Origin of the sequence: Nonlabens sp., assembly GCF_965660805.1 — a bacterium.
GTDB lineage: Bacteria > Bacteroidota > Bacteroidia > Flavobacteriales > Flavobacteriaceae > Nonlabens.
In genome coordinates this window covers 13233-29158 of sequence record NZ_CBFIBE010000017.1, presented here as the reverse complement: position 1 = coordinate 29158, position 15926 = coordinate 13233, and the positions used below count along the sequence as shown (strand labels likewise).

Annotated in this window: 14 protein-coding genes and 1 pseudogene; 7 read left to right on the top strand and 8 right to left on the bottom strand. The window is 34.9% G+C overall.

Annotated elements, in window-relative coordinates:
- Positions 1–68: 68 nt before the first annotated feature.
- Positions 69–2846: a LuxR family transcriptional regulator gene (locus ACTF48_RS06090; protein ID WP_438962258.1), complete on the bottom strand. Its 2778-nt coding sequence runs from the start codon at positions 2844–2846 to the stop codon at positions 69–71.
- Between the two features lie 134 nt (positions 2847–2980).
- A complete protein-coding gene (locus tag ACTF48_RS06085; protein ID WP_438962257.1) occupies positions 2981–3748 on the bottom strand; it encodes an exonuclease domain-containing protein in 768 nt (255 codons plus the stop codon).
- Positions 3749–3898: 150 nt separating this feature from the next.
- Here ACTF48_RS06085 and ACTF48_RS06080 point away from each other — a divergent pair, with 150 nt between their 5' ends.
- A complete protein-coding gene (locus tag ACTF48_RS06080; RefSeq protein ID WP_438962256.1) occupies positions 3899–4294 on the top strand; it encodes a hypothetical protein in 396 nt (131 codons plus the stop codon).
- A gap of 57 nt (positions 4295–4351) precedes the next feature.
- On the opposite strand, the gene ACTF48_RS06075 is transcribed toward ACTF48_RS06080, so the two are convergent.
- The 5 genes from ACTF48_RS06075 to typA form a co-directional block, all read right to left on the bottom strand.
- Entirely contained in the window at positions 4352–5650 is a 1299-nt protein-coding gene (locus tag ACTF48_RS06075) for an O-antigen translocase (protein ID WP_438962255.1), read from the bottom strand.
- Positions 5650–6741 (bottom strand): DegT/DnrJ/EryC1/StrS family aminotransferase, encoded by a 1092-nt coding sequence (locus tag ACTF48_RS06070; protein ID WP_438962254.1) that lies wholly within the window; start codon positions 6739–6741, stop codon positions 5650–5652. Before ACTF48_RS06070 ends, ACTF48_RS06075 begins: the two co-directional genes overlap by 1 nt.
- A 65-nt stretch (positions 6742–6806) precedes the next feature.
- Positions 6807–7097, bottom strand: coding sequence for a hypothetical protein (locus tag ACTF48_RS06065; RefSeq protein WP_438962253.1), 291 nt, complete (start codon positions 7095–7097; stop codon positions 6807–6809).
- 2 nt (positions 7098–7099) lie between these two features.
- The gene (locus tag ACTF48_RS06060) at positions 7100–8038 is read right to left on the bottom strand and encodes a hypothetical protein (RefSeq protein ID WP_438962252.1); all 939 of its coding nucleotides are present in this window, start codon (positions 8036–8038) and stop codon (positions 7100–7102) included.
- Between the two features lie 309 nt (positions 8039–8347).
- Positions 8348–10153 carry a translational GTPase TypA gene (gene typA, locus ACTF48_RS06055; RefSeq protein ID WP_438962251.1) on the bottom strand — a complete coding sequence of 602 codons (1806 nt, stop codon included), beginning with the start codon at positions 10151–10153 and terminating at the stop codon, positions 8348–8350.
- A gap of 253 nt (positions 10154–10406) precedes the next feature.
- Between typA and ACTF48_RS06050 the strand changes: the two genes are divergently transcribed.
- The gene (locus ACTF48_RS06050; RefSeq protein ID WP_438962250.1) at positions 10407–10838 is read left to right on the top strand and encodes an FKBP-type peptidyl-prolyl cis-trans isomerase; all 432 of its coding nucleotides are present in this window, start codon (positions 10407–10409) and stop codon (positions 10836–10838) included.
- Between the two features lie 248 nt (positions 10839–11086).
- Here the strand turns inward: ACTF48_RS06050 and ACTF48_RS06045 are convergent, their stop codons facing one another.
- Positions 11087–11821, bottom strand: a complete 735-nt coding sequence (locus tag ACTF48_RS06045) for a bacteriorhodopsin-like (protein WP_438962249.1) — start codon at positions 11819–11821, stop codon at positions 11087–11089.
- Between the two features lie 86 nt (positions 11822–11907).
- On the opposite strand from ACTF48_RS06045, the gene ACTF48_RS06040 reads away from it, so the two are divergent.
- The 5 genes and pseudogenes from ACTF48_RS06040 to ACTF48_RS06020 all read left to right on the top strand — a co-directional run bounded on the left by ACTF48_RS06040 (position 11908) and on the right by ACTF48_RS06020 (position 15792).
- Positions 11908–12789 (top strand): Brp/Blh family beta-carotene 15,15'-dioxygenase, encoded by an 882-nt coding sequence (locus tag ACTF48_RS06040; RefSeq protein WP_438962248.1) that lies wholly within the window; start codon positions 11908–11910, stop codon positions 12787–12789.
- A gap of 286 nt (positions 12790–13075) precedes the next feature.
- Positions 13076–14404, top strand: a complete 1329-nt coding sequence (ffh, locus tag ACTF48_RS06035; protein ID WP_438962247.1) for a signal recognition particle protein — start codon at positions 13076–13078, stop codon at positions 14402–14404.
- Positions 14405–14435: 31 nt separating this feature from the next.
- A complete protein-coding gene (locus ACTF48_RS06030; protein ID WP_438962246.1) occupies positions 14436–14558 on the top strand; it encodes a hypothetical protein in 123 nt (40 codons plus the stop codon).
- Between the two features lie 9 nt (positions 14559–14567).
- A pseudogene (locus ACTF48_RS06025) lies at positions 14568–14828 on the top strand (four helix bundle protein); the annotation flags it as partial.
- 73 nt (positions 14829–14901) lie between these two features.
- Complete coding sequence (locus tag ACTF48_RS06020) at positions 14902–15792, top strand: bifunctional 5,10-methylenetetrahydrofolate dehydrogenase/5,10-methenyltetrahydrofolate cyclohydrolase (protein WP_438962245.1); 891 nt, start codon at positions 14902–14904, stop codon at positions 15790–15792.
- Positions 15793–15926: the final 134 nt, after the last annotated feature.

Sequence of the window (15926 nt, the reverse complement as noted above, 5' to 3'; positions counted from 1 at the left end):
AAGATAGATCATATAAAATTAACAAATGATGTAATAATGTTAAGTTTAAAAACTAAATTATAAGCGTATTATATCTCAACAATATAGCTTGTTAAACTATCTTCTCTAGATAAACCTAGCTTTTTACGCAAACGATATCGCTTTATCTCCACACTTCTAGGTGAAATATTAAGTAAGGGAGCAATTTCTTTAGAAGACAGGTTGAGCCTTAAATAAACACAAAGTCTCAAATCACCAGATGTAAGTGATGGATGTACTTCTTTTATTTTTTTGAAAAAGTCTTTATCTGCATTATTAAAAGCCTCTTCAAAAGTGAGCCAATCTTGCTTACTGTTTAAATTTTTATCTAACATTTTTTTCAGTGAACTGGACTCGGCAGATTTAGGTAAGTTCTCTAACTCCTGTTTCAATTCATTAAGCGTTTCGTTTTTCTTAATCATGGCCATAGTAGAAATAGCAAGTTCCTTATTTCTGTGCTCAATATCGCTACGCAATTTTGCATTTCTTAATTGAACAAGGTTCCTTTCATTAGTAAGGTTTTTAAGCTCTAGTTCTTTTTGCTGCTTTTGTAAGGCTTCTTTCTTCTGTTTCTTAAAATACCAAATGTAAAAACCATTTAAAGATATGATCACCAGAATAATTAAAACACCATAGATAACCATAGCCGTATTACTTATGTAAAACGGTTTTGCTATTGAAAAATCAAAGGAATCTATATTTGAAGAAACAGTCTCATTAATTCTGGATCTAACCCTAAAGGAGTAATCACCATATGCTAAGTTTTTAAAATCTACGGCTGTTTTTTTTGCCCATGTACTCCATTCATCACCTTCATTGAGTAGCTTGAACTGGTATTCAACCGTATTTAAAGACTTGTATGTAGGAACTGAATAACTTATGGTAAAAGAATTTTCTTTAAAAGGAATTTCGAGATTTGAATCCAGGTCATAGTTCATAACAGCACCATCGTTTATAGAACTCACTTGATTTATAAAAACCTCATGTGGTGACTCTTGAATCCTGCTTTCATTAAATACAGTATATCCATAAGAAGACCCAATAATGTAAGTGCCAACACTTAATGGAGTTAGGCTTTCGTAGCCTACTTTTTCATTTCGCACATCTTTACTTAAGAATATTTTTTCAATGAAATAAGATCCATCTATATCTTCTACACCTATCTTAGAGATATAAGCACTATTAAACACCCATAAATAATCATTATTATCTATTAAAGTGGCAGATGTATAAATACTTTGCTCTACTACAGTGCTCAATTCTTCATTAAAGATAAATTTTTCTTGTCCTGACTCCTTAATAAACAAGGAATCCTGCTTAGCAAAAAATAATTTCCCCTTAAAGCTTTTAATATCAGAACCTATTCCTTTACCTAAGTAATCAAGTTTCTCTATTCTCTCTACTTGAGTCCAGTCGGGCTGAATAGAAAGCCTGAAAACTCCTTTATACTCATGGTTTACATAAATTTCTTTTGCGTTTACTACCTCTACATCTTTAGAGCTGATATCAAAACCCGTTAACTTATTCCTTAATTGCCATTTTCCACTTTCTTTACTTAACATATAAAGACCATCATAAGTACCAGCTATTAAAAAAGAGGTTTCATTTTCTAAAGGATGTATATCCCAAACGCCTTTAATTCCCTTTATTCTCTCAGCTTTTTTATTCTTAATTATAAAAACACCCGAGTTATGGTTACAAAAAACATCTCCATTAAACTCTGTAATAGACCATACTTGACCTTGAGTTCCTTCCATAAATTTAAAGTCACTGTCCTCTTTTTCTCTATAGAACAATCCTTGATTAGTCCCTAGGTATAGTTTATCCTTATGAAAAAAAGAATCATAGACAGTTCCTAGCAAACCTTCTTTATCATTATAAATAAGATAAGGAGAATCTATATTTATAGAACTTATACCATTATCTAATCCCAACCACACATTTTTATTTAAATCCTCAAACACAAAAAGACAAGTATTATTAATGAGTCCATTGCCTTGGCTCATCTCAAAATTTGTCGTGCCATCTATGTTTATAGAAATCAAGCCGTTTGAAATGGTCCCTAATAGTAATGATCCATCGCTCAGCATTAAGGCGCTATAAATAGTTAAGTCTTCATCTAGGTTAACTTTTGAAACAAATATTTGTTCCTTATTCTCCAGTTTATAAATGCGAGCATCTTCAGTAATAAAGTAAAAATGAGAATCCTTTTCAAACATGAAAACCACGGTGTTTTCTTTAAAAAACTTAGATTCGTTAACGGCTTCTGACTTTTGGTTAGATATCGTAAACAGTCCTTTTTCTAATACATGGTAATAATAACGATCGCCTACTTTAAAAAATTTATTAATTCTAGAGTCAGAAACGAGAGTAGTTACCACTCCATCACTTATACGGTATGAGTATATATTTGATAACGATTGAAATAGCACATAATCTTCATTTATGATAATATTCCAGAATTGCTCATCTTCTTTAACGGTAACATTTAGTGTTTCAACTAAAGAAGTGTAGTTTAAGTTACCACTTTCATCTTTTTTCCAGTAACCGAAATCCATGTAACAACCCGTATAAATGCGATCACCTGCCACCTTCACAGATCTCATTATACTCTCGTTAGGTGTTTTATAAAGACTCCATTGAGCACCATTGAATTCCAGCAACCCTTTATTATTTGCCACATAAATAAAATGATCCTGAGCTTCAGAAATCATCCAGTTCTGATTACCAGCACTATACTCTGAAGGCTCATAATTTTTTAATGGCGGTAGCTCTTGAGTAAAACACAAGAATGGTAGTAGTAATGTTAAAAAAGATAAGGTTTTCAATGGTCAGGTTTTATTCAAATGTAATTAAAAAAAACACAACAGAAACACTATACTTATAACCACAGTATGATCATAACCTCAGTCAAACCAATGTTTTGTAAAATATTGAAGTAACCTAACTACCTCTACAAGGGTTAATTATTAAAGCCGCGTAACTTAATAGCCGTAAGGACTTTTTTAGTGTACAAAGGAAAATCTGCATTTTGAATCCAGCTGTAATAACCAGGTTCTTTTTCAAGTACATCAACTACTCTTTTACCTTTATGTTTTCCAAAGTTGAAACACTCCTCGCCTTTTTCATTAAAAGCGAGCATTCCAGCAAAATCTATTGGTTTGCGTCTCGTAGAAAACTCTGCTAGTGCGTTCATATCATTTTCCAGTTCAGGATATCTATCCAGCTGACCTTTCAGGACCTCATAAGTAGCGACAGTATCTGCCTCAGCACTATGCGCATCAGTTAGATCTTTATTACAATAGAATTTATAAGCAGCCACTAGAGTGCGTTGCTCCATTTTATGAAAGATATTTTGAACATCTATCGCATTGCGATTTCCCATGTCAAAATCTACTCCAGCACGCAACATCTCCTCAGCAAGTAAAGGAATGTCAAATCTATTAGAATTAAATCCAGCGAGATCTGAATCTTTAATAAGGTTATGGATCTCGTGTGCTAGTTCCTTAAATACAGGCTCGTCCTTCACCATTTCATCAGTAATACCATGTACAGCAGTAGTTTCAGCAGGAATAGGAACCGTAGGATTCACTTTATATGTATATGTTTTCTCAGATCCATCAGGCAGTACTTTATGAATTGAAATCTCTACTATACGATCTTTTGAAATATTAGTTCCTGTTGTTTCTAGATCAAAAAAACAAATAGGTCTGCGTAGATTAAGCTGCATGGGAAGTGGTTTAAAAATAGTGATTTTGTGAATTACGCTTTCGCGAAAGCGTAACCTACAACATCACCCAGTATTAATTTATTTTAATTACAAAGATAGCCACTCCTCATAAGTAGGCACATTTATTGGAGAGAACTTATTAAAGAAGATATGAAATACCTTTTATGTACTATTGCTGTGTTTACTGGAATGATTACCAGTGGTCAGACTAATGAAAACGTTTCAGATCATAAAGTAAAAACACTCATTTCTCAGGACAGCTTAACCTGTGAAGCAATACAAGAAAACGCTGCTGTAATGGCAGCACGTAAAGAGTTTATTTATGTGAACTATGGTTTAATGGCAAACCCCATGACCAGTGCTCCAGATTTTCTAGCTCTTATGAAAAGTAAGTACAACATCTCTTTTGAATCTAAAGGTTGTACCATGACGCCTCAAGAAATGTGCTATGCGCGGGCGATGAATAAAGAAATTGTAAACGAGTACGGTACTGAATTCATAAAAACAGAATATCAAAACTATCTCCATACTATAGAAAAAGAATAATATGAATACTCCTTACTTCCTTTTTTGTCTTTCTTGCATTTCCTATTCAGCAAGATCCTAAGAAGAAAAATTAAATAGCTCTTTTCTTAACAATATAAGTAGGAGTACTAAATAAGTGGCATAGTTACACAAATGAGCCATAACTATTCCTTCTACTCCATAGTGCGGTAATAACAACATACTGAACATGTAGAAGCATAGAACACTTAGGATCTCAGCTATAAGATATCTTTTAATATCATTGCGTGCTACAAATTGAAAAGCTAGAACCGTAGTTACGATTTTTATAAAATCTCCCATTAATTGCCACTTAAAAAGTGGTCGCATACCTTCAAATTCTTCATTAAATAAATATAGAATAATGTAATCCCGAGTTAAGAACACCATTACTAGTCCTATCATTAATAATGGTAAAATAGTTTTATAAAAGTAGAACACTGTTGCTCTAAAATGAGCTGCACTACCGCTTGAACTGAGTTTAGGTAGCACATACATGCTTATCAAGCTGGTTGCAAATAACAAATAATAACTAGAAACACGTACCATTCCTTCCCACCAGCCTGCCTCTATATCTCCTACTTGCACACGCACCTCATTACGTACCAATATAGCAACTGTAGGTAATAAAAAAGCACTCACTAGCGCCATAATACTGAATGAAAACAACTTACGAGATAGTTTAATATCCCAGTTAAAACCTATGAGTTCATTAAGAGAAACAGCACCTTTAACAGCATTTTTAAAAATAAATATAGCGATCAAACACTGCACAAAGGGAACCATCACAATTCCATATAAAGCTCCTGTCAGATTATAGTTATATATCAAATATGCCGACATCAAGAAAATAGTCACACTTACTATGATCTGTAAGGTGATATATTTTTTAAAAACCTGAAATCCTTGTAAGATGGAAGTCATGAAGATAAAAAACACATAGAAAGGCAATGATATCGCAAAAAGTCTAAAAAGATTTACAAATGACACGTCACTCGCTATCAAGTAACTATCCAGCCATGAAGCTCCTATAAAGATGATTAAGGCGAGTAGAACACTTGCCGTTATAGCCAGAGTCCATGCTGTTTTAAAACGAGATTTAAGTGATGGTAAATCTTTATGATAAGCAGCGGCATACTTAACCAGTCCATGTTCAAACCCTAATATGGAAAATGTCTGTACACCTTGTGTAAAATTGCGCAAATTCCCCATAATAGCCATACCAGCAGCACCTGCATAGTCTGCAATAATTTTAGACATAACTACGCCTATTCCTATTTTAAGAACTATAAAAACTCCATTAAAGCTCGCTATTTTAAGCAATAAATTGTTTTTAAAAAAATCGTAAAGCGATCTCATTAATAAGAATTAATGGCATTTATGATATAGCTCATTTCAGCATCACTTAATAATGGATGACATGGTAAACTTACCTCTGTTTTATGAAGGTACTCTGTTTGTGGAAATGATAGATCATTGAGTTCTTGAAAAGCTTCTTGTAGGTGAGGTGGCAACGGATAGTGCACATTAGTTTCTATCCCTTTTTGTGCTAAATAATCTTGAAAATGTGCTCTATCAAGGACAAAAACAGGAAAAACATGTACAGCGTTATGTGCTAGGAAATCAGCTGATGCAAGTCGCACGTGGTCATTAGTCATTTCGTTAAAATAACGTTGTGCTATGGCTACTCTATGAGCATTATCTGCATCAAGGATAAGAAGTCTATTTCTTAAAAAAGCAGCTTGAATAGGATCTAGACGGCTATTCACACCTTTTAATGGATTTTTAAATCGGTTTTCACGACCGTAGTTTGCGATTTGTCTGGCTACTCTTGCCAGTTCAGAATCATTTGTAGTTATCGCGCCACCATCACCTAAAGCTCCTAAATTTTTAGTCGGGTAAAACGAGAAGGCGCTAGCTTTAGCCAGGCAACCTGATCGGTGACCCGATGCATTAATGGCTCCGTGAGATTGTGCACTGTCACAATAAATGGGTTTTTGTTGCGCTTTCGCGAAAGCGTATACCTCATCACCTACTAACTTACCATATAAATCTACCGCTATAATTCCATCTACTCGATCGATCTGTGATTTAAGATTTTCAACGCTCAGTAAAAGTTCTGTAACATCTACCGGAACTGGTTGCATTCCAGCATGAGCAATACTTAGAAAAGTAGCAATATAAGTATGTGCCGGCAGCAAAATTTTTGCATTTTCTGGCAAGTTTCCTAATTGCTTTTCGGCAAGGAGAATGATGGTGAGCGCATCCAGACCATTTCCTGTAGAAACCACATTTGAAACACCGCAGTAGCCCGCAAATTCTTTTTCAAAAAGCTGTACCTCATCACCACCTATAAACCTTCCAGATGCGTGAACTCTTTTAAAAGCTTGCTCATCTTGAACGGTAAACCGCTCATTAAGTTCTCGTAATGGCAAATAAGGTATCTTCAAAATATAAATTATGGTGTGGTTAAAACGTGTTTAAAAATAATAAAGTATGAACGCATGTTTACTTTTTAAGTCATTTTATAAATGTAGGTCCCTAAAAAATAAGCTGCTAAAGCCATAAATAGAAGTACATTCATAAAAAATGCCCAGCGCTGAGCTTTAGTTTTTTCTTCTCTCCAGCCTAGCATAGCCATAGTAAAACCTATTAATATACTCATATACTGAAAGGTTATTAAATAACTAACCACACCATCCCACTGGGTACTAGAATCTCTAGAAATTTGAGATAAAATTAAAAACAGGGATGCGATAATGAGTGAAATCCAAGCAAAATGTAAGGAGCGTTTACTATACTTCATCTTTAATTTTTAGTCCATTGTGACCTGTAAACCGTTTGGTTTACAGCTCCTAATTCCTCTTTAAAACGTTGCAAACCTCTATTCACAGAACCATCTGGATGGTTAACATGTCCATAATCTATATAATTAAATCCTTGACCTTTAAAATCTCGTATAGCCTCGAGATACAAAAAGTCGAGCGCACTTTTTTTCATACCTGGAACGGTAGCTGCAGCATATTGTGATTTTACAATAGTTCCTTTTTTAAAAAAGGTAACACCTGCCAGTAACTGCTCACTTTCATATATCAGGTATTGTTTTATGGAGTCTGGAAATCTAGAGGCAAGTAATTCCATTTCGGCGATGCTGTGTACTGGTTTTGCATCATGTCTGGAATTTAATTGCGGTATCAAAACCTGATTCCAGAAGGATTCAAAATCGTGATTGATCTCTAATCTCAACTCATCAAATTTACCATTGCGATAGCCTGCCGTTTTCTTTGAAGAAATTTTAGGCGATTGCTGGTAATCTAAATGAAGATTATTTAAAGTATCAATTGTAGTAAAACCATAGTTATTAAAAAATCTTAATACCTCATCATGCCGCACATTATAAATCTGTGGTTGCCACCTGAACTCAATCGCATGAAAAGTGTTCTGAAGATATTTTATCAACTCTTTTATGACTTCTTGAAGCATTTCAGAGCTTAAGTCATTTTTAATAAAAACACCACCATAGGTAAGTCCTTGATGACTATAAAATGAGTCTTTAACGGTATTTCCAGGAACACATGCTAGAAGGACATCATCTTTATAAATGAGTAAACTTGCATCTTGAAAACGGTCCTTGTGGTAATCCATAAAATCACGTTCTAACAAAAAAGTACCATTAACAGATTGCTTAATAAAAGCATTCCATAAGGCAGCATTATCGTTTTGATATGTTACTATTTTAATACTCAATAGGACTATTTCAAGATGCTAAGATAGTAGAAGGTTTGTGATTTAATACCACTTTATGCTTCTAATGCCGCATTCTTAATTTGAATTATTTTTTGACTAGATGATAAAGAAAATTAAAGCATGGCCTAAGCTACGGTTTCATTTTATTTTGAAATATAGGCAAAAAAGAAACGAATTATATGCGACATTAGGAATGTAAATGGGTATAAAACACTTGCTTACCACAAAGAGAAGAATCAATAGCAATGTTCATAAAAAAAGCAGATTCAAAAGAATCTGCTTTTATTTTATCTCCACTTAATGAATCCATTAAGAAAGTTGTTTTCCTGCACGTTTACGCTCATTTTCATCTAAGAAAATTTTACGTAACCTGAGGTGATTAGGCGTCACCTCTACATATTCATCTTTTTGGATGTATTCTAGAGCTTCTTCTAAGGTAAATTTAACCGGTGGAGCTATTTTTACTTTATCATCATTACCTGCACTACGCACGTTAGATAATTTCTTAGTTTTAGTAAGATTAATAGCAAGGTCATCTGGTCTAGAATTCTCTCCTACTACCTGACCTCCATAAATCTCTTCACCTGGAGCTATAAAGAATTTACCACGATCTTGTAACTTATCCATAGAGTAAGGAATAGAAGTTCCTTTTTCCATAGAGATCATAGAACCGTTAATACGTCCAGCAATTTCTCCTTTATATGGTTCAAAACCTACAAAACGGTGATTCATAATTGCCTCACCAGCCGTTGCGGTGATCAACTGATTACGTAATCCTATAATACCACGAGAAGGAATTTTAAATTCACAAACCATACGTTCACCTTTAGGCGCCATACTAGTCATTTCTCCTTTTCTCAAGGTTACCATCTCAACAGCCTTACCACTTACCGTTTCTGGCAAGTCTATAGTAAGCTCTTCTATAGGCTCACATTTAACACCATCTATTTCTTTAATAATTACTTGTGGCTGTCCTATCTGTAATTCATAACCTTCACGACGCATCGTTTCTATTAAAACAGAAAGGTGTAATACTCCACGACCAAAGACCATGAACTTATCTGCACTATCAGTTTCATGTACTTGTAATGCAAGGTTTTTTTCTACTTCTTTAGTTAAACGATCTTTAATATGACGTGAGGTCACAAATTTTCCATCTTTACCAAAGAAAGGCGAATCATTAATCGTAAACAACATGCTCATAGTAGGCTCATCTATGGCTATGGTTTCCATAGCTTCAGGATTTTCAAAATCGGCAACACTGTCCCCTATTTCAAAACCTTCTAGACCTACAATCGCACAAATATCACCGGCCATTACTTCTTTAGCTTTGGCCTTTCCCATTCCATCAAAAACGTAAACTTCCTTAACCTTAGTTTTAGTCTGTGATCCATCACGCTTACATAAGGTAACGTTTTGACCTTCTTTAATAGATCCTCTTTTTACTCGACCTATGGCAATACGTCCTGTATAGTTAGAGAAATCTAAAGATGTAATTAACATTTGAGTCGTTCCTTCTTCTACCTTAGGAGCTGGAACATGCTCGATTACCATATCTAGAAGTGGCTCGATGTCAGTGGTTTCATTCTTCCAGTCCTCACTCATCCAGTTGTTTTTTGCACTACCGTAAACGGTAGGGAAATCCAGTTGCCATTCCTCAGCACCTAGTTCAAACATTAAGTCAAAAACAGATTCATGCACCTCATCAGGAGTACAGTTTTCTTTATCTACTTTATTCACAACTACACAAGGTTTCAACCCTAAGTCGATTGCTTTCTGCAATACAAAACGTGTTTGTGGCATAGGACCTTCAAAAGCATCTACCAGAAGTAGTACACCATCAGCCATGTTAAGAACACGTTCTACTTCACCACCAAAATCGGCGTGACCAGGCGTGTCTATGATGTTAACTTTAGTTCCTTTATACATTACTGATACGTTTTTTGCAAGGATGGTAATCCCGCGTTCACGTTCAATATCGTTGTTATCAAGAATTAAATCTCCGGTAGTTTCATTCTCACGGAAGGTTTCACAATGGTGTAAAATTTTGTCTACTAACGTAGTCTTACCGTGGTCTACGTGAGCAATAATGGCAATGTTTCTAATATCTTTCATAAAAAATAATGCTTCTAAGCGGCTGCAAAAATAGTCTTATTTATTGGTTTTTAAGGTTTTGTTAAGTTAAATGATGATTAAGGGTAAAGTTGTTGATTATGTGAGCTATGAGTCTTTGAGTTGTGAGCATACCTTAATATTGTTTTTCATCATATCCCTAAACCTTTCTTAAATTCAGGACATTAACCACACTTTCATTTGGCTTGGCAGTTCTAATCCATACCTTTGTCGCTGATAAAAAATATCAAAATTTATGAGTCAAGTAAAAGCAAATGACACCGTAAGAGTGCATTACACAGGAAAGTTAAAATCTACAGGTCAAGTTTTTGACAGTTCAGAAAATAGAGATCCTCTAGAAGCACAGTTAGGTCAAGGAATGTTAATCCCAGGTTTTGAAAACGGCCTGATAGACATGAAGGTTAATGAGAAAAAAACCATAGAAATCCCTATGGCCGAAGCTTATGGTGAAGTAATAAAAGAAAATTTCCACAAGGTAGATCGTGCTCAACTACCTCAAGAAGTACAACCAGAAGTAGGAATGGGACTTGTTTCTCAAAACCCAGATGGAACAGAGCGCCAGTTAAGAGTTGCAGAGGTTCAAGAAGATCACATCGTAGTAGATGCAAACCATCCACTCGCTGGTCAGGACCTCGTTTTTGAACTAGAAGTAGTAGGAATTAACTAGGTAACACCTATTTTAATACTTAAAAGCGTGTTGGCATTTTTTCCAACACGCTTTTTTTATAATTTTTCTATCGCCTTAACGGCAACTCAGTGACACATTAATTTTGGTATAAAAAATAAGTGTCGACAAATTTTAGTGTAAAGAAAATTAAGAGTTGTTTTCAATTAAAAGCTGAAATGCGACATCATTATAACTCATAAAAAAACCCCTTATTTCTAAGGGGTAATTTAAAATACTATGAAGTTATTTTAAGCTTCAGTCTTTTTTGAGGCTTGAACCGCTAGGTTATACACTACTAGACCGAAGCCTATTTTGTTGATCGCATCTCCTATGTTGTAGATCACATCCATTTGTAACCCTAGATCTGCAAGTCCATCATACCATCCTGGAGTACCTGCCATATAACCTAAAGGATAAATAGCCCATCCTACAAGTACAAACCAGCATAAAGTCTTATGTGCTGCAAGCACATCTCCACCAGCAGCAACTGCTAGTTTTTTAGCCTGACCGAACCATATATCGTAAACTATAACGAAATATGCGATACCAGAAATAAGACCCCATAACCATGCGTTATCACGATCTACTGCTTCTCCAAAGTATCCAGTTACTAACATAATCACTGAGAAGAAGATTAATCTCCACATTAGAGACTTTTTAGCTCCTGCTACCTTCAGAATTAAATAAAACTCTACACACATTAATGGAACCGTAAGGACCCAGTCCACGTATCTAAAGAATACTGGAGATTCTTGAAATCCAGACCAGTAATCTCTCATGTACCAGTAATGTACTGCTGCAATAAAGGTAATTAAACCTGATACTAAAATTGAAGTGCGCCACTTTTTATCAAAGGAGTTCATTGATAAGAAAAAGAAAGCACTTGCTGCCATCATAGCCATACATCCCACAAAGAATGTAAATCCTACGTAATCATCTGCAGCTAAACGCGCTACATCGATAGATAAAAGTAATTTGTTCATGTTTTTGTTTTTTTGTTCAAGTAAATGTATGAAAGTTTGAACAATAATGTTTAATTTTATAATGTTAATTTTAAACAAAAATTTTGATGAACCTTTCTTCTCGACTATATGAGGTCATTCTTATTCTAAGTTTTATTGGGTTATGGCTCGCTATTCAAATACCTAAAGAACTTGAAATTAACGTTGGGTATTTCCTTATTTTATCTATAGGCGTAGGACATGGAGCAAATGATTTAAAGATATATTTTAAAAACAAGAACTTGCCGTTAAGTAAATCGATTCTCTTTATAAGTATTTATGCAGCTGCAGTAATAGCTGGATTTATAGCCTTCTTTATAATTCCAGACATAGTGCTCGCTCTTTTTTTAATTGTGAGTGGATTTCATTTTGGTCAGGAACATTTTGAAAGATACTCGTTAAAGAGCAGCATTAGTAAAACACTTTTTATAACCACTTATGGCCTCAGTATTATCATGGCCTTATTATATTTAAATAGTACTTATAGTCTTTCTATTATTCATGACTTAATTCACCGCACAATAACTCTAAGTTACTTAAAATGGACTTTTTACATTCTTGCAGTTACTACCTTACTATTAGGAATCATTGTTTTAAATAAAGTAGCAATAACTCACCTTTTAAAAGAAATACTTTATTTGATTGTCATATATATCATATTTGCCAGTAGTAGTTTAATATGGGGATTTACTATTTACTTTATTCTTTGGCACAGCATACCTTCTATATATCATCAAATAGATCACTTACAAGGTGCTGTTAATAAACGTGCGATAATACAATATGTAAAATCATCCATTTTATTCTGGATCACTGCTTTACTATTTCTAGGAGTATTATATTACTTCCTAAATGAAAAAACAGTTCTGTTCCTATCGGTGATTGTTGCTTTTTTAGGTGGCATTACTTTCCCCCATGTTTTTGTGATGCATGGAATTCATAAAAAATAATTTGTTATAACAATAAGGTCTAGCAATAACTAATATAAATGTATTTAAAAAAATAAATTGAATTATTTCATAGCTTAGTTGAAGGTGTAAATTCTTTGCATAGCCCTAGCTAAAGAAATAGATTTAAGTAAAAAGTAATTAAAAAAGAAACTATGTATGAAGACTTTATAAATTCCATTTGGTGTAATTACGCTTTCGCGAAAGCGAGACAAGAAACAGCTCTAAATTCTTGAAACACAAGCAGCGAAATTCTATCTTTGCAATCTTCAAAAAATGAGTCAAAAATATGTTTGATAATTTAACTGACAAACTCGATAAAGCGATGCATGTCCTTAAAGGACATGGTAGCATTACCGAAGTAAACGTAGCAGATACCCTTAAAGAAATACGTCGTGCCCTAGTAGATGCCGATGTAAACTATAAAATAGCCAAAGAATTTACCGCTCGTGCTAAAGAAAAAGCCCTAGGGCAAGGAGTACTTACTACTCTTAAACCAGGTCAGCTTCTTACTAAGATCGTAAAAGATGAACTTACTGAGCTCATGGGTGGTGACGCTATAGGCTTGAATCTTACTGGTAACCCTACGGTGATTCTTATGTCAGGACTACAAGGTTCTGGTAAAACGACATTTTCAGGAAAACTGGCTAACTTTTTAAAAACTAAAAAGAGCAAAAAAACTCTTTTAGTAGCTTGTGATATATACCGTCCTGCCGCCATAGACCAGTTACACGTGGTGGGAGAAAGTGTAGGAGTTGAGGTTTTTTCTAACCGTGATGAAAAAGATCCCGTTAAAATATCTCAAGCTGCCATTGCTCATGCAAAACAAAATGGTTTCAATGCTGTAATTATTGATACCGCTGGTCGTCTTGCTGTAGATGAGCAAATGATGACCGAAATTGCAAATGTTCATGCGGCTATAAAACCTCAAGAAACTCTTTTTGTGGTTGATGCGATGACAGGACAAGATGCAGTAAACACTGCCAAGGCTTTTAATGATCGTCTCAACTTTGACGGTGTGATCCTTACTAAGTTAGATGGTGATACTCGCGGTGGTGCGGCTCTATCTATTAAAACTGTGGTGGATAAGCCTATAAAGTTTATAGGTACAGGAGAAAAAATGGAAGCGATAGACGTGTTCTACCCAGAACGTATGGCAGATCGTATCCTAGGAATGGGAGATGTGGTTTCCCTTGTAGAACGAGCTCAAGAACAGTTTGACGAAGAAGAGGCACGCAAACTAAGCAAGAAGATTGCAAAAAACCAGTTCGGTTTTGATGATTTTCTTTCCCAAATCCAGCAAATCAAGAAAATGGGTAACATGAAGGACCTTATGGGAATGATCCCAGGTGCCGGAAAAATGCTCAAAGGTGTAGATATAGATGATGATGCTTTTAAAGGAATAGAGGCTATTATACATTCCATGACCGTAGAAGAACGCACAAAACCACAAGTCATTAATGGTTCTCGTAAAAAAAGAATCGCAAAAGGTAGTGGTACGACTGTAACAGAGGTAAATCAACTCTTAAAGCAGTTTGATCAAATGAGCAAAATGATGAAGATGATGCAAGGTGGTAAAGGAAAAGCCATGATGAATGCGCTAGGTAAAATGAGATAGTGATTTCCTATTTTTATTAAGAAAACAACCTATGGCTCATTACCAATCATTTGAAGACCTCGAAATATGGAAGAAATCTAGAGAAATATGTAACGACGTTTACGACCTATATTTAATTAGTGATCTTCAAAAAGATTATGGTTTGTGGAATTAATTAAATCGTTCAACAGCCTCTGTTATGGATAACATTGCCGAAGGATTTGATAGAGACGGTAATAAAGAGTTTATACAGTTCTTAAGCATTGCTAAAGCAAGTTGTGGAGAATCAAAATCTCAATTATACAGATGCCTTGATAGAAAATATGTAGATCAAAATAAGTTTCTTGATATAGCTTCAAAAATGGAGAATTGTAAAGCGCAAACCGCTGGTTCTATGAAATATCTTAAAAAAAGTGACCGAAAGGGAAAAAAATACGATATATAACTATTAATTTTAATTGACAATCTATAATTGCGCAAGCAATTTAAAAATGGGCAATTGGCAATAATTCACCAAAATGACTATACTCGACGGAAAAAAAACAAGTAACGACATTAAGAACGAGATTACAGAGATCGTTCAAGAAATGAAAAATAAAGGAGAAAAAGTTCCTCACCTCGCTGCTGTAATTGTAGGGAATGATGGTGCTAGTTTAACTTATGTAGGTTCTAAAGTTCGTGCTTGTGAACGTGTGGGTTTTGAAAGCACTATGGTGCGCATGCCTAATACGACCAGTGAAACAGAACTCTTAAGGGAAATTGAAAAACTTAACAATAATCCAGAGATTGACGGGTTCATCGTGCAGCTACCACTTCCTAAACAAATAGATACCCAGAAAGTCTTAATGGCCGTAGATCCAGATAAAGATGTGGACGGTTTCCATCCTACTAACTTTGGTAGAATGGCTCTGGATATGAGTACTTTTATTCCTGCGACTCCTTTTGGGATTTTGGAATTATTAGACCGCTATAATGTGGATACTAAAGGGAAACATACGGTAGTGATAGGTCGTTCACACATCGTAGGTAGACCTATGAGTATTTTAATGGGTAGAAAAGGTTTCCCAGGAAACTCTACGGTAACACTTACTCATAGTCACACAAAAAACATTACTCAAATCACATCACAGGCAGATATTATTATCACAGCACTAGGTGTACCAGGATTCTTAAAAGCAGAAATGGTAAAAGATGATGCAGTAATTATAGATGTGGGAATCACTCGTGTCCCAGATGAGTCTCGTGAACGTGGTTACTACATCACTGGTGATGTAGATTACGAAAATGTATCTAAAAAAGTAAGCCATATCACACCGGTTCCTGGTGGTGTAGGTCCTATGACCATAGCTATGCTTTTAAAAAACACATTACTCGCTAGAGAACGTCACAGAGCGGCAAACAGATCATAATTTAAAAACACGACTTCCTGTATAGTGTGTAAGTGTTCAAAGCGAGTTTTACAAAACATGCATTTCATTTTCTGGTAGAAACGCTATAGGACTTAAATAAATCCAGTTTTAAACTCTGTTATTAGTAACGCATA

Coding starts and splice junctions, on each gene's coding strand:
- ACTF48_RS06085 (WP_438962257.1), bottom strand. CDS start 3,748: ATGCAGCTTAATCTACGCAGACCTATTTGTTTTTTTGATCTAGAAACA.
- ACTF48_RS06080 (WP_438962256.1), top strand. CDS start 3,899: ATGAAATACCTTTTATGTACTATTGCTGTGTTTACTGGAATGATTACC.
- ACTF48_RS06075 (WP_438962255.1), bottom strand. CDS start 5,650: ATGAGATCGCTTTACGATTTTTTTAAAAACAATTTATTGCTTAAAATA.
- ACTF48_RS06065 (WP_438962253.1), bottom strand. CDS start 7,097: ATGAAGTATAGTAAACGCTCCTTACATTTTGCTTGGATTTCACTCATT.
- typA (WP_438962251.1), bottom strand. CDS start 10,153: ATGAAAGATATTAGAAACATTGCCATTATTGCTCACGTAGACCACGGT.
- ACTF48_RS06050 (WP_438962250.1), top strand. CDS start 10,407: ATGAGTCAAGTAAAAGCAAATGACACCGTAAGAGTGCATTACACAGGA.
- ACTF48_RS06045 (WP_438962249.1), bottom strand. CDS start 11,821: ATGAACAAATTACTTTTATCTATCGATGTAGCGCGTTTAGCTGCAGAT.
- ACTF48_RS06040 (WP_438962248.1), top strand. CDS start 11,908: ATGAACCTTTCTTCTCGACTATATGAGGTCATTCTTATTCTAAGTTTT.
- ffh (WP_438962247.1), top strand. CDS start 13,076: ATGTTTGATAATTTAACTGACAAACTCGATAAAGCGATGCATGTCCTT.
- ACTF48_RS06030 (WP_438962246.1), top strand. CDS start 14,436: ATGGCTCATTACCAATCATTTGAAGACCTCGAAATATGGAAGAAATCT.
- ACTF48_RS06020 (WP_438962245.1), top strand. CDS start 14,902: ATGACTATACTCGACGGAAAAAAAACAAGTAACGACATTAAGAACGAG.